Below are 18,794 nucleotides of genomic sequence, written 5' to 3' on the forward strand. Positions count from 1 at the left end.
TCCGACCCCTTCTCCGCATGTCCGGGTCCCGGCGACAACCCTGCCGGAGCCTTCATATGTCCGGGTGGCCGGGACAACCCCGGTGGACCCCTCCTCGAAAGGAACCCCTCCCATGGCCGATGCCCCCGCCGGCAAGGTGACCTTCGTCGGTGCCGGGCCCGGTGCCGCCGACCTGCTGACCTTCCGGGCCGCCCGCGCGATCGCCGGCGCGGACGTCGTGATCTGGGCGGCGAGCCTCGTCCAGGCGGAGGTGCTGGAGCACGCGCGGGAGGGCGCGGAGGTGCTGGACTCGGCGGGGATGTCGCTGGAGGACGTCGTCGCGGTGTACGAGCGGGCCCATCGGGAGGGGCTGAAGGTGGCGCGCGTGCACTCCGGGGACCCGGCGCTGTGGGGCGGTACGCAGGAGCAGCTGGACCGGTGCGACGAGATCGGGATCGCGACGGAGGTCGTGCCCGGTGTCTCGTCGTTCTCCGCGGTCGCCGCGCTGGCCCGGCGGGAGCTGACGATCCCGGAGGTCGCGCAGTCGGTCGTGCTCACCCGGCTGGGCGGCGGGAAGACGCCGATGCCGCCCGGGGAGGAGGTGCGGGAGTTCGCCAAGCACGGGACGACCATGGCGGTCTTCCTGTCGGCGGCGCGCAGCGGGCAGCTGGTGCGGGAGCTGCTGGAGGGCGGGTACCCGACGTCGACGCCGGTACTGGTCGCGTATCAGGCGACCTGGCCGGAGGAGCTGCTGGTGCGGTGCACGATCGGGACGCTGGAGGAGACCGTCAAGGAGCACAAGCTGTGGAAGCACACGCTGTTCCTGGTGGGGCCCGCGCTGGGGGCGGGGGGCACGCGGTCGCATCTGTACCACCCGGGTCACTTCCACGGCTACCGCAAGGCCGACCCGGCGGCCCGCAAGGCGTTGCGCGAGCGGGGTGCGAGTACGTGATCACGGTCGTCGGCACGGGTACGGGTGCCCCGGTCCCCGCCGAACTCCTCGCGGGGGCCGACCTGGTGGTGGGCGGGCGCCGTCATCTGGCGTCCGTGCGGCTGCCGGAGGGCGCGGAGCGGGTCGAACTGGGGGCGCTGGCACCCGCGTTGGACGTCATCGACGGGTACGCCGGGCAGGGGCGGCGGGTGGTCGTGCTGGCCTCCGGCGACCCGGGGTTCTTCGGGATCGTGCGGGTGCTGGCGGAGCGGTTCGGGCCGGGGGCGCTGGAGGTGCGGCCGGGGGTGTCGTCGGTGGCGGCCGGGTTCGCGCGGCTGGGGCTGACCTGGGACGACGCCGTGGTGGTGAGCGCGCACGGGCGTGATCCGCGGACCGCTTTCAACGTGTGCCGCGCGTTCGCGAAGGTCGCCGTGCTGACCGGCCCGGGCGGCGGTCCGGCCGAGCTGGGCGCGGCGCTCGCCGGGTACGACCGGGTCCTGGTCGTCGCTTCGGCGCTGGGCGATCCGGAGCGGGAGCGGATCGAGCGGGTCACGCCGGCCGAGGCCGCCGCGCGGGACTGGGGGACGGCGGTCAGTGTCGTGCTGTGTCTCGACGAGCGGCGGGCGCCAAGTCCGGTGCGGACGCTGGCCGGTGGCCGGTTGTCGCCCGAGCGGTGGGCGCTGCCGGAGGACGCGTTCGCGCACCGTGATTCTATGATCACCAAGTTCGAGGTGCGGGCGCTGGCGCTGGCGCGGCTCGGGCCCCGGCCGGGGGAGTCGGTCTGGGACGTCGGGTCGGGGTCGGGGTCGGTGGCCGTGGAGTGCGCGCGGTTCGGGGCCGCCGTGTCGGCCGTCGAGAAGGCGGCGGACGGGGTGGAGCGGGTGCGGGCGAACGCCGTCGCGCACGGGGTGGAGGTGCGGGTCGTGCACGGGGTCGCGCCGCAGGCTCTGGATCAACTCGACGATCCTGACGCCGTGTTCGTCGGGGGTGGGGGGAGCGAGCTGGCTGCCATCGTCTCCGCCTGTGCGCGGCGGGCGCGGCGGTCGGTCGTGGTGGCGATGGCGGCGCTGGACCGGGTGCCCGCCGTGCGGGCGGCGCTCTCGGGGGCCGGATTCGCCTGTGACGGGGTGCTGTTGCAGTCGTCGCGGCTCGCGCCGCTGCCCGGTGAGGTGACGCGGCTCGCGGCCACCAATCCGGTTTTTCTGCTGTGGGGCGTGCGAACGTCCTTGTCTGACGAAGGAGTTGTCCAGTGATCGGCCTCATTTCCGCCACCGCGGCGGGGGCGGCGGCACGCGACCGGGTGGCCGCGGCGTGGCCGGGGCGTACGCGGGTGTACGACGCGGATGTTTTCGGGTCCGTAGGGGACGCCGTGCGGGCCGCGTTCGGGGAGTGCGAGCAGCTTGTGTGCTTCCTCGCGACGGGGGCGACCGTGCGGATCCTCGCGCCGCTGCTGTCGGACAAGAGCGCCGATCCCGGTGTGGTGTGCGTCGACGAGGGCGGGCGGTTCGCCGTGGCGCTGGTCGGCGGGCACGGCGGCGGGGCGAATGAACTCGCGGGTGCGGTCGGGGAGTTGCTGGGGGCGACGCCGGTGGTGACCACGGCGACGGACTCCGTGGGGGTGGCCGGGCTCGACACGCTCGGGCTGCCGGTCGAGGGTGATGTGGCCGCCGTGACGCGGGCGTTGCTGGACGGGGAGCCGGTCGTGCTCGACCGGGAGGTGCCCTGGCCGCTGCCGGCGCTGCCGTTCGCGGAGGCGGGCGCGTACAAGGTGTGGCTGACCGACCGGACCGTCGAGCGCTCCGAACTCGGCGACGGGCAGGCCGTGTTGCGGCCCCCGTCGCTCGTGGTCGGCGTCGGTGCCTCGAAGGGCGCGCCCGTCGAGGAGGTCCTGGAGCTGATCGAGGACGTCCTGGACGCGGCGGAGCTGTCCCCGCGCAGCATCGCCCGACTCGCCACGGTGGACGCGAAGTCGGAGGAGCCCGGCATCGTCGAGGCCGCCGCCCGGCTTGGAGTACCCCTTGTCACGTACTCCGCCGAGGAGTTGGCAGCCGTAGAAGTGCCGAACCCCTCGGCCGCGCCGCTCGCGGCGGTGGGCACGCCGTCCGTCGCGGAGGCCGCCGCGCTGGTCGGGGGCGGTGAACTCCTCGTGCCCAAGCGGAAGTCGGGGGGCTCCCCGGCGATGGCGACCTGCGCGGTCGTCCGCCGTCCCTCGCGCGGCCGGCTCGCCGTGGTGGGGCTCGGGCCCGGTGCCCGGGACCTGCTGACGCCCCGCGCGAAGGCCGAACTGCGGCGCGCCGCCGTGGTGGTGGGGCTGGACCAGTACGTCGACCAGATCCGGGATCTGCTGCGGCCGGGCACGCTGGTGCTGGAGTCGGGGCTGGGCGCCGAGGAGGAGCGGGCGCGAACCGCCGTGGCCGAGGCGCGACGTGGCAAAGCCGTGGCGCTGATCGGGAGCGGGGACGCCGGGGTGTACGCGATGGCGTCGCCGGCGCTCGCGGAGGCGTCGGACGACATCGACGTCGTCGGGGTGCCCGGGGTGACGGCCGCGCTGGCGGCCGGGGCGATCCTGGGGGCGCCGCTCGGGCACGACCACGTCTCCATCAGCCTGTCCGATCTGCACACGCCGTGGGAGGTCATCGAGCGGCGGGTGCGGGCGGCGGCCGAGGCGGATCTGGTGGTCACGTTCTACAACCCCCGTTCGCGCGGCCGGGACTGGCAGCTGCCGAAGGCGCTGTCGATCCTCTCCGGGCACCGGACGGCGACGACGCCCGTGGGTGTCGTGCGCAACGCCTCCCGCGCCGACGAGTCGAGCCGGGTGACCACCCTGGGTGAGCTGGACCCGGCGACGGTCGACATGATGACGGTCGTGACCGTGGGGAACACGGCCACCAGGATCATCGCGGGGCGCATGGTGACGCCGCGCGGCTACCGCTGGCAGGAGGCCGAGTGAACCGCGTCGTCCATCCCATCGAGGTGGAGTCCTTCCGGCGGCTGCGGGCCCGGCTGGACACCTCGCACTTCCCGCCGCTGTCACGGGCGGTGGTGGAGCGGGTCATCCACTCCGCGGCCGATCTGGAGTACGCGGCCGATCTCGTCCTGGACGAGGGCGAGTTGACGTCCGCGCACCTCGCGCTGCACGCCGGGGCGCCCGTCGTCACGGACGTGGAGATGGTCGCCGCAGGCATCACCCGCCGCGAGACGGTGTGCCGCCTGAAGGACGCCGAGTCCGGCCCTGGTCTCACCCGTTCGGCGCACGCGATGCGGCTCGCGTTCGACGAGGTGGGGCCCGGGGCGATCTGGGTGATCGGCTGCGCGCCGACCGCTCTGGAGGAGCTGCTGGTCCTGGACGCCTCCCCCGCACTCGTCATCGGGCTGCCCGTCGGCTTCGTCGGAGCGGCCGAGTCCAAGGCGGCGCTGCGGGCGAGCGGGCTGCCCGCCGTGTCCAACATTTCCGAGAAGGGCGGTTCGGCGGTCGCCGCCGCCGCGCTCAACGCCCTGCTGTACCACCCGAGTTCCGCTTCCGAGGAGAAACAGTGAACACCCCGCCGCCCGCCCTGCTCATCGCCGGCCATGGCACCCGGGACGACGCCGGAGCCGAGGCGTTCCGTGACTTCGTCCGGGAGCTGGGGCGCCGCAACCCCCAGCTGCCCGTCGCGGGCGGCTTCATCGAGCTGTCGCCGCCGCCGCTGGGCGACGCCGTGACCGAGCTGGTGGAGCGGGGCGTGCAGCGTTTCGCGGCCGTTCCGCTGATGCTGGTGTCCGCCGGGCACGCCAAGGGCGACATCCCGGCCGCGCTGTCCCGCGAGAAGGAACGTCACCCCGGGATCTCGTACACCTACGGCCGTCCCCTGGGCCCGCATCCGGCGCTGCTGTCCGTGCTGGAGCGGCGGCTCGAAGAAGCGCTCGGCGGTGCGGGCGGGCGTACCCCCGAGGACCGCGCGGATGTGACGGTGCTGCTGGTCGGGCGGGGTTCGACCGATCCGGACGCCAACGCCGAGGTGTACAAGGCGGCCCGGCTGCTGTGGGAGGGGCGCGGGTACGCCGGTGTCGAGACCGCTTTCGTGTCGCTCGCGGCGCCGGACGTGCCGGGCGGGCTGGACCGGTGCGTGAAGCTGGGGGCGCGGCGGATCGTCGTGCTCCCCTACTTCCTGTTCACCGGCATCCTTCCGGAGCGGGTGCGGCAGCAGACCGAGGGGTGGGCCGCCGCGCATCCGGAGGTCGAGGTGTTCTCCGCCGAAGTCATCGGTCCTGAGCCGGAGTTGCTGGATCTGGTGATGGAGCGGTACGCGGAGGCCGTCAAGGGTGATCTGCGGATGAACTGCGACTCGTGCGTGTACCGGATCGCGCTGCCGGGGTTCGAGGACAAGGTGGGGGCGCCGCAGCAGCCGCACTTCCATCCGGACGACGACGGGCATCACCACCATCATGGGCACGCGCATTCGCATGCGCACTGAGGGAGTGCACGGGGAGGTGCATGCCGGCGTGCATGATCTGCGGCATCACGGGGACGCCGAAGTCCGGGACGACGGCTCCGGGTTGACCGATCTCGCGGTCAACGTCCGTGCGGACACGCCGCCTTCGTGGCTGCGGGAGCGGATCGCGGACTCGCTGACCGGCCTGGCCGCCTATCCGGACGGCCGGGCGGCGCGGGCGGCGGTCGCGGCGCGGCACGGGGTGCCGGTGGAGCGGGTGCTGCTGACGGCGGGGGCCGCCGAGGCGTTCGTGCTGCTGGCGCGGGCGCTGAAGGTGCGGCAACCGGTCGTCGTGCACCCGCAGTTCACCGAGCCGGAGGCGGCGCTGCGGGACGCCGGGCACACGGTCGGGCGGGTGCTGCTGCGGGCGGAGGAGGGGTTCCGGCTCGATCCGGCGGAGGTGCCCGAGGGAGCCGACCTCGTGGTGATCGGCAATCCGACGAATCCGACGTCCGTGCTGCACCCGGCTGAGGTGATCGCCGAACTCGCGCGTCCTGGGCGGACGTTGGTGGTCGACGAGGCGTTCATGGACGCGGTGCCGGGTGAGCGGGAGGCGCTGGCGGGCCGAACTGACATACCTGGTCTGGTCGTTCTGCGGAGTCTGACGAAGACGTGGGGGCTCGCCGGGCTGCGGATCGGGTACGTCCTGGCCGATCCGGAGACGGTCGCGCTGCTGGAGCGGGCGCAGCCGCTGTGGCCGGTGTCGACTCCGGCGCTGGCGGCGGCGGAGGCGTGCGTGTCGGCGGAGGCGCTGGCGGAGGCTTCGCTCGCGGCCGACCGCATCGCCGCCGACCGGGCTCATCTCGTGGCCGGGCTGCGGGAGTTGGCGGGGGTCCGGGTCGCGGGTCCGGCGGCGGGGCCGTTCGTACTGATGCGGGTGGCGGGCGCGGACGCGCTGCGCGAGCGACTGCGGGAGGAGGGGTTCGCCGTGCGGCGGGGGGACACGTTTCCGGGGCTGGGGCGGGAGTGGGTGCGGTTGGCGGTGCGGGACCGGGGGACGGTGGATCGGTTTTTGGGGGTGTTGGGGCGGGTGTTGGGGGAGGTTGGGGGGAACTCCGGGGGTTGAGGGCTGACTTGGGGGCGGGAGCCGGGGGCCGGGGGAACTGTGGTGGCTGACGCCTGACTTGGGGGCGGGAGCCGGGGGCTGGGGCGCTCGCGTCCGGGTCGGCGGGGTGCACTCCCGGCTCGGGCTCCGCGTCCCCGGCTCGGAGCGCCGGTCGCGGGCCGCGCCCTCATCTCCCGTTCTGAGTCCCTGACTTGGCACCCCCGACAGCCCCCGCCGGCCCCTGCGTCAGCCGGCGGGAGCCGTTCCTCAGGCCCTCTTCCTCCGCGCCAGCGCCACCGCTCCCCCGCCCACCGCGAGGAGTGCGGCCGCGCCGCCCGCGAGGTACGGGGTCATCGAGTTGCCGCCGGTCTCCGCGAGGCTGCCCTGGGACTGGGGGTGGGCGGTCGCCGGGGTCGGGTCGGACGCCGGTTCGGCTTCGGCGGGGTTCCCGGCGGAGCCCTGCGGTTCGGGGTCGGCCGGCTTCGTGCTCGGGGGTGTTTTCCGCGGTGCGGCTCCCGGCGTCTCGCACGTCGCCTTCGCCAGGGTCAGGGTGCCCTGGACCTCGGCGACGTTCAGGTTCAACGGGTTGACGGTGACGCTGAGTTCGAGGGCCGTCGCCGCCGCCGTACGGGTCGTCGTCTCGCGCTTGGACAGGTCGAGGCGGACCTCGCCGACGCCGGGGACCTTGACCTCGACGGGGCCGGTCACGGAGACGGAGATCTTCTTGCCGAGGATGGTGACCGGGCCGACCAGGCTCGCTTCGGCGGTCGGGGTCTTCCCCGTCTCGCAGACCGCCTTCGAACTCACCGCGCCGATCTCGACGAGGGAGAGCAGAGGCAGACCGGGTACGTGAAGTCTCGCGTGCGCGAGGCGAGTTGACGCCTCGGCCGTGCTGTCGTCGACGGTCGCCCTGGACTCGGCGACGTCGGCGCGCAGCACGCTGAAGGGCTTGCCCCGGTCGACGCCGTCGAGCGTCGCGGTGAGGGCGGTCCGGTCGGCGCTCTCCGGCGCGTTGACCTCGTTCAGCGAGACGGCCAGGGGGACTTGGACCGTCTTGTTGAGCAAGGAGACGTCGAGGCCGGTGCGCAGGACGACGGCGCTCGCGCGGCCTTGCTCCGTCGCGTGGGCGGGGCCCGCCACGGCGAGGGCCGCGGGACCCGCGGCCAGTGCCGTGGCCGTCGCGACGGAGGCGAGACGGCGTGCGGGCGTACGGAAGGTGGTGCGTTTCACGGTGGTGGGACTCCCCAAGTGACATGCGTCAACCAATGAGCCGTTCGTCAAACCGCGAACCGCTCGGGACCCCGAAAGGATTACGCACTCAGCGTGAACTGGCGGAGATCCTGCGTGACTTCACTCCAAAGTGGATGTTCCGTGAGCGCTTTCGAATCCTGCGGGCACGGCGTCAGCCGACGACCTTCCCCTTGAGGACGATCCGGCGCGGCGCGGCCAGGACGCGTACGTCGGCGCGCGGGTCCTCGGCGTAGACGACCAGGTCGGCCGGGGCGCCCTCGTCGAGCCCGGGGCGGCCGAGCCAGGCGCGGGCGGCCCAGGTCGTCGCCGCGAGCGCCTGGGTCACGGGAATGCCGGCGGTCACCAGTTCGGCGACCTCGGCGGCGACCAGGCCGTGCGGGAGGGTGCCGCCGGCGTCGGTGCCGACGTACACGGGGATGCCGGCGTCGTACGCGTCGCGGACCGTGTCGTAGCGGGCCGCGTGGAGCCGGCGCATGTGGGCCGACCAGCGGGGGAACTTCGCCTCGCCGCCCAGGGCGAGTTGGGGAAAGGTCGCGATGTTGACCAGAGTCGGGACGATCGCGATGCCGCGTTCGGCGAAGAGGGGGATCGTGTCGGCGGTGAGGCCGGTCGCGTGTTCGACGCAGTCGATGCCTGCCTCGGCCAGGTCCCGCAGTGAACTCTCCGCGAAACAATGGGCGGTGACGCGGGCGCCGAGCCGATGGGCCTCCGCGATCGCCGCGTTCAGCGCCTCCCTCGGCCAGGTCGGGGTCAGGTCGCCGGCCTCGCGGTCGATCCAGTCGCCGACCAACTTGACCCAGCCGTCGCCGCGTTGGGCCTCCTGGGCGACGTACGCGACCAGGTCCTCCGGCTCGATCTCGTGCGCGTAGCCCCGGATGTAGCGGCGGGTGCGGGCGATGTGGCGGCCGGCGCGGATGAGGTGCGGGAGGTCGTCGCGGGTGTCCGCCCAGCGGGTGTCGGAGGGGGAGCCCGCGTCGCGGATCAGGAGGGTGCCGGCCTCGCGGTCGGCCAGGGCCTGCTTCTCCGCTTCCGCGCGGTCGACCGGGCCGTGGGGGCCGAGGCCCACGTGGCAGTGGGCGTCGACCAGGCCGGGGAGGGCCCAGCCCTGTACCGTCCGGTGGTTGTGCGGGCCGGTCGGGCGGGTGTAGGTGATTCGGCCGCCGATGATCCAGAGCTCGTCGCGGATGTCTTCCGGGCCGATCAGGATTCGGCCCTTTACGTGCAGCACCTCTTGATCGTTCATGGACGGCACCTTAGCCAGGAGAACGGGATCGGCCGAGGGCGCCCGGGGCTCAACTGCCCGGATCCTCCTCGTCGATCCGCGCCGCCGCCGGGTCCAGCAGACGGGACAGGAAGACGCGCGTGCGCTCATGCGCCGGATCGGAGATCACCCTGCCCGGCGGCCCCTCCTCCACCACCACCCCGCCGTCCATGAACACCACCCGGTCCGCCACCTCGCGCGCGAAGCTCATCTCATGCGTCACCACCATCATCGTCATCCCCTCGTCCGCCAGCATCCGCATCACCGCCAGCACGTCCCCCACCAGCTCCGGGTCCAGCGCCGACGTCGGTTCGTCGAAGAGCATCACCTCCGGGCCCATCGCCAACGCCCGTGCGATCGCGACGCGTTGCTGCTGGCCGCCGGAGAGGGAGGCGGGGTGGGCGTGGGCCTTCTCGGCGAGGCCGACGCGGGCGAGGTGCTCGGCGGCGACGCGTTCCGCCGACTTGCGGTCCCGTTTCAGGACGCGGCGCTGCGGGAGGGTGAGGTTCTCGGTGACGGTGAGGTGCGGGAACAGGTTGAACTGCTGGAAGACCATGCCGATCCGGCGCCGGGCGGCGTCGAGGTCGACGTCCGGATCGGTCAACTCCACTCCGCCTACGACGACTTGGCCGCGCGTCGGCTGTTCGAGGAGGTTGACGCAGCGCAGCAGGGTCGACTTGCCGGAGCCGGAGGGGCCGATGACGCAGACGACCTCGCCCCGGGCGACCTCCAGATCGATGCCGCGCAGCACCTCGTTGGCGCCGAACGACTTGTGCAGGGAACGGAGTTCGATCACTTCGCCGCCCCCTTCGCTTCCATCCGCCGCACCACGAACCCGAGCGGGACCGTCACCAGCAGATAGCACAGCCCCGCCACCAGAATGGGCGTCGAGTTGGCCGTCGTACTCGCCAAGTCCCGCCCGTACTTGGACAGTTCACGCTCCTCCAGGGTCACGCCGAGGAGCAGGACCAGGGAGGAGTCCTTGAAGAGGATGATCAGTTCGTTGGTGAGCGGCGGGAGGATGATGCGGACCGCCTGCGGGATGACGACGGAGAGCATCGCGCGCGCCGGGCTGAAACCGAGTGAACGGGCCGCCTCCGTCTGCCCTTTGGGCACCGCCTGGATGCCGGCGCGGAACGTCTCCGCCATGTAGGCGGCGCCGACCAGACCGAGCGCGAGCGCCGCCTTGCCGTAGGTGCCGCCGACGATCTCGGTGCCGGGGAAGGCGAGGGGGACGGCGACGCCGATGAACACGAAGATGAGCAGGGCGGGCAGGCCCCGGAAGATCTCGATGTAGACGCCGGCGACCCAGCGGTAGGGGCCGACGGAGGAGAGCCGCATCAGCGCGATGACCAGGCCCAGCGCGAGCCCGAGGAGGAAGCCCGCGAGGGTGTACAGGACCGTGTTCCGCAGCGCCAGCGTGATGACGTCCGGGAACATCTGCCGGGCGAGGTCGCCTTGCGCGAACTGGTTGCGCAGCCGCCCCCAGTCGGCGCCGAACGCGAAGGCGAGGACGGCTGCGACGAAGACGAGGTACTGGGCACCCCGGGTCAGGCGCTGCTTCTGGCGGCGCGTCAGTTTCGGTCTGTGTACGTCGAGTTGGCCCTCGGGGGCGGTCATGACGCGGACGGTGACGCCGTCGCCGCCGTATACGGGCCGATCCACTTCTCGTACAGCGCCTTGTACGTCCCGTCCGAACGCGCCGTGCCGAGCGCCTTGTTGATGGCGTCGAGGAGTTTCGTGTTGCCCTTCTTCACCGTGAAGCCGTACTGCTCACCGGTGTTGAGGTTGCCCACCACCTTGAAGGCGTCCGCGTTGGCCTTCGTCTTCAGCCAGCCCTCGACGACCGGGTAGTCGATGATGACGGCCTTCACCTGGCCGGTGCGCAGTCCGTTGAGGACCGCGTCGGAGGACTCGAAGGAGACCGGGTCGAAGCCCTGCTTCTTCGCGTAGTCCTCGCCGGTCGTCTGCGCCTGCGCGCCCAGCTTCGCGCCCTTCGCCTTCACGTCCGCGAGCGAGGTCAGACCGCTGTTCCTGTCGACCAGCACGGCCTGGGTGGCGTCGAAGTAGGGGTCGGAGAAGTCGACGTTCTTCTTGCGCTCGGGCGTGATGGTCATCCCGGCCGCCGCCACGTCGCACTCGCCGGAGTTGAGGAACGCGCCCGTCTTGAAGTTCTCGAAGGGGGTGTCGAGGATGACCTGCTTGACGCCGAGGTCCTTCGCGACGAGGTCGATGAGGGAGACGTCGAACCCCTGCACCTTGCCGTCGATCTCCGACTGGAACGGCGGGTACGGGAGGTGGGTGCAGGTCGTCAGCTGACCCGCCTTGGCCAGCTCCACTCCCCCGGCGGCCGTCTTCGACGCGCCTGAGCCGCCGCTGTCCGTCGACGTGCAGCCCGCCAGGGCCGCGAGCAGCAGTGCGGCAGCCGCTGCCGAGGTGCGGGGGCGGCCTGGGAACGTGTGCACGGGAGACCTCCGTAGGGGTTTGCCCTGAAAATTCCCTGATGTACGAGGTTGTGCTGTGTCCGATGCTCGGGGAGCCGCGCCTGTCTCTCAAATCGGGCCGGGAAGGAAGGGGCCGTACGGATGAACGGGGCTCTACGACTGTAGGGGGACAGGTGGGACTTGGGGAGAGGGCCTCCCCGTGTCCGGCGGCCGGCGTCCGGGTTTACCCTCATCTCCGTCGGCCGTCCGTGACCTGCGAAGAGAGCGAAGAGAGCAACGCCGTGACCACCCACCCCTTCCTGGACCTGCCCCCGCTGGGCGCCGCTCGCTTCGCCTCGGTCGAGGACCGGATCGCGAAGCTCCTCGGCACCTCCCAGAGTGTCGTGATCATGCAGGGTGAGGCGCTGCTGCCGCTGGAGGGCGCGATCCGCGGCGCCGCCGGGCCCGGTACGACCGCCCTCAACATCATCACCGGCCCCTACGGGCAGACCTTCGGGAACTGGCTGCGCGACTGCGGGGCGAGCGTGATCGACCTCGCCGTCCCCTTCCACACCGCCGTCACCGCCGCCCAGGTCCGCGAGGCGTTCGCCGCCCACCCGAAGATCGACTTCGTGTCGCTGGTGCACGCCGAGGCGGCGACCGGCAACACCAATCCCGTAGGGGAGATCTCCGAGGCCGTCCGGGAACAGGGCGCGCTGTTCTACCTCGACGCCGTCGCCTCCGTCGGCGCCGAACCCGTCCTGCCCGACGAGTGGGGCGTCGACCTGTGCGTCATCGGCGCGCAGAAGGCGATGGGCGGTCCCGCCGGGGTGTCGGCGATCTCCGTGAGCGAGAGGGCGTGGGCCCGCATGGCCGCGAACCCGAGGGCGCCGCGCGGCTCGTACCTCTCCCTCCTCGACTGGAAGGCCCGCTGGACCGACCCCGGCCGCAAGACCCTCCCCCACGCCCCCGCCCAGCTGGAGATGCTGGCCCTGGAGGCATGCGTCGAGCGGATCGAACGCGACGGCCTGGACACCGTCATGGCCCGCCACACCTCAGCCGCCGCGGCGACCCGCGCGGGCGCCGTCGCCCTGGGCATCGAGCCTTATGTGTACGACGCCCAGGACGCCGCCCCCGTCGCCACCACCCTCCGGGCGCCCGCCGGGGTGCCCGCCTCGGAGCTGGTGGCCCGGGCGCTGGCCGCCGATCCGACGCTGCCGCTGGCCGCGGGCGGGGGTGCGCTGGCCGCCGAGATGATCAGGGTCAACCACTACGGGGCCGAGGCGACCCGGGAGGTCGTGGTGCGGTGCCTGGAGGGGATCGGGGCGGCGCTGGGTGAGCGGGGGGTCGTGGTGGATCTCGCCGGGGCTCGGGACGCCGTCGCCGGGGCCTGGGGGTGAAATCGGGTGAGGGCTATCAGGTGGGGACATCGGGTGAGGCTGAGGTCCGTGTGGGGGTGAAATCGGGTGGGGAGCTGAGGTCCGTGTGCGGCATGCTGCCCGTATGACTTCTGGTTCCCTTCCCGACGGGCGTCCCATTCCGCTGTTCACCGGCGACGAGCTGCCCATGCTGGTGAGCTGGCTCGACTTTCATCGCGGGACGCTGGAGGTGAAGTGCGCCGGGCTCAGCGACGAGCAGGTCCGGCGCACCGCCGCCGCACCCTCCTCACTGACCCTGCTCGGCCTCGTCCAGCATCTCGCCGAGGTCGAACGGAACTGGTTCCAGCGGGGAGTCGGAAAGCTGGACGTGCCGTATGTGTACGGCGAGGAGACCGGGTATCCGCTCTCTCCCGAGCGGGGGCTCGACGAGGCGCTGGCCGACTGGCGGCGGGAGGTCGAGCGGGGGCGTGAGGTGATCGCCGGGCTGCCGGGGGACTTTCCTGTGCGGGTTCCCGACGGGGCCATGAAGGGGGTCGAGGTCAGCCTTCGGTGGGTGCTCATTCACATGGTCGAGGAGTACGCGCGGCACAACGGGCACGCCGATATCCTGCGGGAGGGGATCGACGGGGTCACCGGAGCCTAGGGCTTCAGTTCCTCCAGCAGGCGGTCCACGTCCTCTTCCGTGTTGTACAAGTGGAACGACGCCCTCAAGTTCCCCGCCCTGCTGGAGAGTTGAACACCCTTCTCCGCCAGCTCGCCCTGCCGGTGGCCCAGTTCGGGGACGGATACGATCGCCGAGCCCGGCGCCGGCAGCACCCTGCACCCCAGCTCCGCGACTCCGGTGCGGAAGCGGTCCGCCAGCGCGGTGTTGTGGGCGTGGATCTCGGACACGCCCAGTTCTTCGACGAGTTCGAGGGACGGGCGCAGTGCCGCGTAGTTGAACAGGGCGGGGCTGATGTCGAACCGGCGGGCGGAGCCGGCGAGTTGGGTGACCGGGCCGTAGCAGCTGTCCCAGGGGCGTTCGCCCGCGACCCAGCCGGCCAGGAGGGGCGTCAGGCCGCCGAAGTCCTCCGGGACGGTCAGGAACGCGGTGCCGTGCGGGCCGAGCAGCCACTTGTAGGTGACCGCCGCCGTGAAGTCGTACGCGGCCGCTTCGTACGGGAGCCAGCCCGCCGCTTGGGAGAAGTCGACGTAGGTGCGGGTGTTGTGGGTGCGGGCCGTCTCCCGCAGGGACTCCAGGTCCGCCACGCGGCCGTCCGCCGACTGGGCCGCGCTCACCGCGACCAGGTCCGTGCCGGGGCGGATCGACTCGGTCAGGCGTTCCAGGGGGACCGTGCGGACCTTCAGGTCTCCCCTTACGTGGAAGGGGTTCAGGACCGACGTGAAGTCGCCCTCCGCCGTGAGGACTTCGGCGCCCGGGCGCAGCGACGCCGCTATCAGGCCCGTGTGCGCCGCCACCGACGTACCCGTCGCCACCCGTTCCGCCGGGACGCCCGCCAGTCTCGCGAACGCCCTCCGCGCCGCCTCCACCTCCTCGAACGCCGCGTCCAGCGGGCGGCCCTCCGACCGCACGCTCACCGCCTCCCGCAGGGCGGTGGCCGAGCGGGACGGGAGGAGGCCGTTGGACGCGGTGTTCAGGAAGGTGGTGGCGGGGGTGAACTCGGTGCGGACCAAGGTGGCGAAGGGCGTCATACGTCCACTGTGGGTGACGGTGCGTGGTCGCGTCCATCGCACATTGCTACCGTTTATCGGGTAGCGGCGCTTATCTGCCAAGCGGCGCCCGGCCCCTGGGGGCGGTTACCTCGCCGGCACCTCGCAGCCGTCCGGGCCGCACGCCTCCGCCTCCGGCGAGTCGATCAGCTTCAGCGGGGACTGTTCTCCCCAGGCCTGGGTGAGGGCCTGCGTGAAGACGTCCGCCGGCTGGGCGCCCGAGATTCCGTACTTGCGGTCCAGTACGAAGAAGGGGACTCCGGTCGCGCCGAGCTGTGCGGCCTCCTGTTCGTCCTCCCGTACCGCTTCCGCGTACGCCTCCGGGTCCGCCAGGACCTTCCTCGCCTCCGCCTCGTCCAGGCCCGCCTCCACCGCCAGCTCGATCAGGCGGTCGTCACCCTCCGTGTACACCGAGCGCTCCTCCGCGAAGTTGGCCCGGTAGAAGATCTGGAAGAGGTCCGCCTGTTTTCCGTGCTCCTTCGCCAGGTGCAGGAGTCGGTGCATGTCGAAGGTGCTGCCGTGGTCCCTGCCCCTCGTGCGGTACGCCAAGCCCTCCGCTGCCGCCTGCGTGCCGAGGTTGTCCTCCGCCGCCTCCGCCTGGGCCTCGCTGATGCCGTACTTCTTCGCGATCATCGGGATCACCGGGCCGGTGTCCGTCTTCTCCCGGCCCGGGTCCAGTTCGAAGGAGCGGTGTACGACCTCCACCTGGTCGCGGTGGGGGAAGGCTGCCAGCGCCTTCTCGAAGCGGGCCTTGCCCACGTAGCACCAGGGGCAGGCTATGTCGCTCCAGATTTCGACGCGCATGTCTCTACTCTTTCGGGGGGTGTGGGGGCGGGGTGCCTCCCTGGGCGTGAACGTTCGATCTGTCGGGTTCATTCCCCGGCCTCTGCGCGTGCGAGGCGCGGTTCGATGCCTGCGGCGGCCTGCCCGGCCCGGTGGGGGCTTGTGTAGCGCCTTCTGCTCGTCGTGGGGCGGGGACCCGGCGGGGGGTGTCCCGTCCTCGGTCCGGCGGGGCTCCCCGTTCATAAGAGCCCTATTTTCACGCCGGACGCTGCGGGCGGGACACCCCCCGCCGTGTCCCCTTCCCGCCGTTCGCGGCCCTCTCAGCTGCCGTCCCTCAAGTCCTTCGGCCAACTCTCGCGGTACTCGATGTTGTCGAATGTCACCACGCACTGCTCGCCCATCGGCGACTGCGTCAGGAAGCCGATCAAGGCCCTGCCTGTTTGCTCTTCGTCCGCCAGGGTGAAGAAGCGGACGAAAGTCCAGTGGGTGCCGTTTTTTGAGGCGTGGAAGGCGAAGGCCCTGCCTGTTCTGCTGAGCCTTAGCCAGAGGGAATTGCCTTCTGTGGTGAAGGAGTTGGCGTCGTCGGAGTGGCCCCTTGTCACCACTGAGCAGACGGTGGGGATGTCCGGGGAGTATTCGAAGCAGAGCTTCGCCCATGCCTGTTCGGCCACGTGGACGTACAACACCCCGGCGTCGAACGTGGACTTGAAGTCCACCGTCACCCTCGCGATGAGCTGGAAGTCCCCCTCCGGTGCCCCCAGGAGCCTCGGGGCGTCGGAGACCGACTCCAGGGACTCCCCCGTGGGCGGGACGAAGCGGTCCTGGCGGGGGCCCGCCCAGCCGGTGAGTACTCCGTCCTCGTACGTCCAGTGGCCGTCGGGGCCGTACGTCCGCAAGGGGAAGGGCAGTTGGGGGATCGTGAGGTCCATGGACGGACACTCTAGGGCGCATCCGCGGACGCGGCAGGGCGCGCAACCCCGGTCAGCCCAGGAGCTGCGCGCCCAGCTCTCTCGTCCTAGCGCTCCAGCGCGCCGTTGAACCTGCGCGGCAGACCCAGCTCGTTCTCGTCCCGCAGTTCCAGCGGGAGAAGGGCGGTGGGGGCGTTCTGGTAGGCCACCGGGCGCAGCCAGCGCTCGATTGCCGTGCCGCCTACGGACGTTGAGGTGGACGTCGTCGCGGGGTACGGGCCGCCGTGGTGCTGGGCCGCCGCCACCGCCACGCCGGTGGGCCAGCCGTTCACCAGGACGCGGCCCGCGAGCGGGGTCAGTTCGGCGAGGATGCCGGCGCCCTTGCCCTCGCCCGCCGCCTCGGCGTCGGAGAGCTGGACGGTGGCGGTCAGGTTGCCGGGGAGGCGGGAGAGGACGGCCTTGACCTCGGTGTCGTCGGCGTAGCGGGCCACGACGGTGACGGGGCCGAAGCACTCCTCCAGGAGGAGGTCGTGGGCGCCCTCGGTGGCGAGGTGGGCGGCGGGGACGGTCAGGAAGCCTGCGCTGACCGTGTGTTCGCCGCCCGCGCCGGGGGTCACCGGGCTTTCGACGTCGGGGAGTTCGGCTCGTTCGGCGACGCCGGCGATGAAGTTGTCGCGCATGCGGTGGTCGAGGAGGACGCCGGCGTCGGTGTCGCTGACGGCCGCCGTCAGGGTCTTCACCAAAGTGTCGCCCGCGTCGCCCGCCGGGACCAGGACGAGGCCCGGCTTGACGCAGAACTGGCCCACGCCCATGGTCATCGAGCCGGCCAGGCCGGTGCCGATGGCGTCGGCCCGTTCGGTGGCGGCGGCTTCGGTGACGACCACCGGGTTGAGCGAGCCGAGTTCGCCGTGGAAGGGGATCGGGACCGGGCGGGCGGCGGCGGCGTCGAAGAGGGCTCGGCCGCCCCGGATGGAGCCGGTGAAGCCCGCGGCGGCGATCTGGGGGTGCTTGATCAGTTCGAGGCCGGCCTCGAAGCCGTGGACGAGGCCGAGGACCGCTTCGGGGATGCCGTGTTCGGCCGCCGCGCGGCGGATGACCTTGGCGACGAGTTCGGAGAGGGCCGGGTGGTCGGGGTGGGCCTTGACCACGACCGGGTTGCCCGCCGCGAGGGCGCTCGCGGTGTCGCCGCCGGCGACGGAGAAGGCGAAGGGGAAGTTGGAGGCCGAGTAGACGGCCACGACGCCCAGGGGGACCTTGTAGCGGCGCAGGTCGGGGATGGGGGGCGTGGCGGTGTCGTCGGGGTGGTTGATCACGACGTCGAGGAAGGCGCCTTCGTCGACGATGCCGGCGAACGCCCTGAGCTGGTAACAGGTGCGGGCCAGCTCGCCGTTGAGGCGGACCGGGCCGAGGGCGGTCTCCGCGTCGGCGGTCTCCACCAGGGCTTCCTTGGCGGCTTCCAGGCCGGCGGCGGCCGAGCGCAGGAAGGCCGCGCGGACGGTGCGGTCGGCGAGGGAGGCGCGGGCGTCGAGAGCGGCGCGTACGGCGGCGTCGACCTCCTGGGGTGTCGCTTCGTCGGCGACCTGCTCCCGCTGCTTCCCGGTTCGGGGGTCGACACTCCAGACTGGTGCTGCTGCCACCGGGGGTCCCTCCAACAAGTCGTGCCGCGGGTGTCCTGTCGCCATCAGGGGTGTTCGATATGCTGAACACTGTCTCTGATGGTGAATATGCTGTTGGAGACTATAACTTCAGCTTCTCGTCGAACGAAGGGGTCACAGTCGATGTCGGCAGGCGAGACGGGGGGCGGGGCGCAGGTCAAGTCCGCGGTGCGGACGGTCGAACTGCTGGAGTACTTCGCCGGCCGGCCCGGGATGCACTCCCTCGCGGCGGTCCAGGAGGCCGTGGGCTATCCGAAGTCCAGCCTCTACATGCTGCTGCGCACCCTGGTCGAGCTGGGGTGGGTCGAGACCGACGCCACCGGGACGCGGTACGGGATCGGGGTGCGGGCCCTGCTGGTCGGCACTTCGTACATCGACGGGGACGAAGTGGTCGCCGCCTCGCGTCCCACCCTCGACCGGCTCTCCGACGACACCACCGAGACCATCCACCTCGCGCGGCTCGACGGGACGAACGTCGTCTATCTCGCCACCCGGCAGTCCCAGCACTACCTGCGGCCCTTCACACGCGTGGGGCGGCGGCTGCCCGCTCACTCGACGTCCTTGGGCAAGGCCCTGTTGTCCACTTATACGGACGAGCAGGTGCGCAAGATGCTTCCGGAGACGCTTCCGGCGCTCACCGAGCACACGATCACCGATCGGGAGAAGCTCATCGAGGAGCTGCACCAGATCCGTGAGCAGGGGTTCGCCGTGGACCGCGAGGAGAACACCCTGGGGCTGCGCTGCTTCGGGGTCGCCATTCCCTATCGCACGCCCGCGCGGGACGCCATCAGCTGCTCGGTGCCGGTCGCGCGGCTGACTCCGGCGCATGAACAGATGGTCAAGGACGCGTTGTTCGACGCCCGTGATCGGTTGACGCTCGCGACGCGCAGACTCTGAAGCCGCGCGGCGGCTCCTGTCCGTTCATGAAAGCCTGCTGTCCATTCATGAGCGTCTGATGAGAAATGTGGACGGACGGGAACTTTCGCATCCGCCGTAT

Annotated in this window: 18 protein-coding genes; 9 read left to right on the top strand and 9 right to left on the bottom strand. The window is 71.9% G+C overall.

What is annotated here, in order from left to right:
- Positions 1-112: 112 nt before the first annotated feature.
- From cobM to cobC, 6 genes are read left to right on the top strand one after another with little or no spacing between them, the layout of a single operon-like run.
- Positions 113-931, top strand: coding sequence for a precorrin-4 C(11)-methyltransferase (gene cobM / locus ACYUD3_RS16355; protein WP_470970026.1), 819 nt, complete (start codon positions 113-115; stop codon positions 929-931).
- Positions 928-2,163 (top strand): precorrin-6y C5,15-methyltransferase (decarboxylating) subunit CbiE, encoded by a 1,236-nt coding sequence (gene cbiE / locus ACYUD3_RS16360; protein ID WP_470970030.1) that lies wholly within the window; start codon positions 928-930, stop codon positions 2,161-2,163. Before cobM ends, cbiE begins: the two co-directional genes overlap by 4 nt.
- On the top strand, positions 2,160-3,860 hold the full coding sequence (gene cobJ, locus ACYUD3_RS16365) for a precorrin-3B C(17)-methyltransferase (protein WP_470970033.1): 1,701 nt from the start codon (positions 2,160-2,162) through the stop codon (positions 3,858-3,860). Before cbiE ends, cobJ begins: the two co-directional genes overlap by 4 nt.
- Entirely contained in the window at positions 3,857-4,447 is a 591-nt protein-coding gene (locus tag ACYUD3_RS16370) for a precorrin-8X methylmutase (RefSeq protein WP_470970035.1), read from the top strand. The genes cobJ and ACYUD3_RS16370 overlap by 4 nt, the downstream gene beginning before the upstream one ends.
- A complete protein-coding gene (locus tag ACYUD3_RS16375; protein WP_470970038.1) occupies positions 4,444-5,364 on the top strand; it encodes a sirohydrochlorin chelatase in 921 nt (306 codons plus the stop codon). Before ACYUD3_RS16370 ends, ACYUD3_RS16375 begins: the two co-directional genes overlap by 4 nt.
- Positions 5,354-6,448, top strand: a complete 1,095-nt coding sequence (gene cobC / locus ACYUD3_RS16380; RefSeq protein ID WP_470970040.1) for an Rv2231c family pyridoxal phosphate-dependent protein CobC — start codon at positions 5,354-5,356, stop codon at positions 6,446-6,448. The genes ACYUD3_RS16375 and cobC overlap by 11 nt, the downstream gene beginning before the upstream one ends.
- A 246-nt stretch (positions 6,449-6,694) precedes the next feature.
- On the opposite strand, the gene ACYUD3_RS16385 is transcribed toward cobC, so the two are convergent.
- From ACYUD3_RS16385 to ACYUD3_RS16405, 5 genes are all read right to left on the bottom strand, one after another.
- Positions 6,695-7,657, bottom strand: coding sequence for an SCO1860 family LAETG-anchored protein (locus ACYUD3_RS16385; protein WP_470970043.1), 963 nt, complete (start codon positions 7,655-7,657; stop codon positions 6,695-6,697).
- A gap of 172 nt (positions 7,658-7,829) precedes the next feature.
- The gene (locus ACYUD3_RS16390) at positions 7,830-8,921 is read right to left on the bottom strand and encodes an amidohydrolase family protein (protein WP_470970046.1); all 1,092 of its coding nucleotides are present in this window, start codon (positions 8,919-8,921) and stop codon (positions 7,830-7,832) included.
- A 49-nt stretch (positions 8,922-8,970) separates the two neighbouring features.
- Complete coding sequence (locus ACYUD3_RS16395) at positions 8,971-9,735, bottom strand: amino acid ABC transporter ATP-binding protein (RefSeq protein ID WP_470970048.1); 765 nt, start codon at positions 9,733-9,735, stop codon at positions 8,971-8,973.
- Positions 9,732-10,559 (bottom strand): amino acid ABC transporter permease, encoded by an 828-nt coding sequence (locus ACYUD3_RS16400; RefSeq protein ID WP_470970933.1) that lies wholly within the window; start codon positions 10,557-10,559, stop codon positions 9,732-9,734. The genes ACYUD3_RS16395 and ACYUD3_RS16400 overlap by 4 nt, the downstream gene beginning before the upstream one ends.
- Positions 10,556-11,404 (bottom strand): ABC transporter substrate-binding protein, encoded by an 849-nt coding sequence (locus ACYUD3_RS16405; RefSeq protein WP_470970051.1) that lies wholly within the window; start codon positions 11,402-11,404, stop codon positions 10,556-10,558. The genes ACYUD3_RS16400 and ACYUD3_RS16405 overlap by 4 nt, the downstream gene beginning before the upstream one ends.
- A 260-nt stretch (positions 11,405-11,664) precedes the next feature.
- Between ACYUD3_RS16405 and ACYUD3_RS16410 the strand changes: the two genes are divergently transcribed.
- Both ACYUD3_RS16410 and ACYUD3_RS16415 read left to right on the top strand, forming a co-directional pair.
- Positions 11,665-12,762, top strand: a complete 1,098-nt coding sequence (locus tag ACYUD3_RS16410; RefSeq protein WP_470970054.1) for a pyridoxal-phosphate-dependent aminotransferase family protein — start codon at positions 11,665-11,667, stop codon at positions 12,760-12,762.
- A 103-nt stretch (positions 12,763-12,865) separates the two neighbouring features.
- The gene (locus ACYUD3_RS16415; protein ID WP_470970056.1) at positions 12,866-13,384 is read left to right on the top strand and encodes a DinB family protein; all 519 of its coding nucleotides are present in this window, start codon (positions 12,866-12,868) and stop codon (positions 13,382-13,384) included.
- Here the strand turns inward: ACYUD3_RS16415 and ACYUD3_RS16420 are convergent.
- From ACYUD3_RS16420 to ACYUD3_RS16435, 4 genes are all read right to left on the bottom strand, one after another.
- Complete coding sequence (locus ACYUD3_RS16420; RefSeq protein ID WP_470970059.1) at positions 13,381-14,433, bottom strand: aminotransferase class V-fold PLP-dependent enzyme; 1,053 nt, start codon at positions 14,431-14,433, stop codon at positions 13,381-13,383. The two genes, ACYUD3_RS16415 and ACYUD3_RS16420, sit on opposite strands and share 4 nt — an antisense overlap.
- A gap of 105 nt (positions 14,434-14,538) precedes the next feature.
- A complete protein-coding gene (locus tag ACYUD3_RS16425; RefSeq protein ID WP_470970061.1) occupies positions 14,539-15,255 on the bottom strand; it encodes a DsbA family oxidoreductase in 717 nt (238 codons plus the stop codon).
- A 299-nt stretch (positions 15,256-15,554) separates the two neighbouring features.
- Complete coding sequence (locus ACYUD3_RS16430) at positions 15,555-16,163, bottom strand: DUF1349 domain-containing protein (protein WP_470970064.1); 609 nt, start codon at positions 16,161-16,163, stop codon at positions 15,555-15,557.
- Positions 16,164-16,249: 86 nt separating this feature from the next.
- Positions 16,250-17,779, bottom strand: a complete 1,530-nt coding sequence (locus tag ACYUD3_RS16435; protein ID WP_470970066.1) for an aldehyde dehydrogenase (NADP(+)) — start codon at positions 17,777-17,779, stop codon at positions 16,250-16,252.
- 141 nt (positions 17,780-17,920) lie between these two features.
- On the opposite strand from ACYUD3_RS16435, the gene ACYUD3_RS16440 reads away from it, so the two are divergent.
- Entirely contained in the window at positions 17,921-18,694 is a 774-nt protein-coding gene (locus ACYUD3_RS16440) for an IclR family transcriptional regulator (RefSeq protein WP_470970069.1), read from the top strand.
- Positions 18,695-18,794 lie beyond the last annotated feature (100 nt).

It is taken from the genome of Streptomyces sp. AMJ-169 (assembly GCF_055597585.1).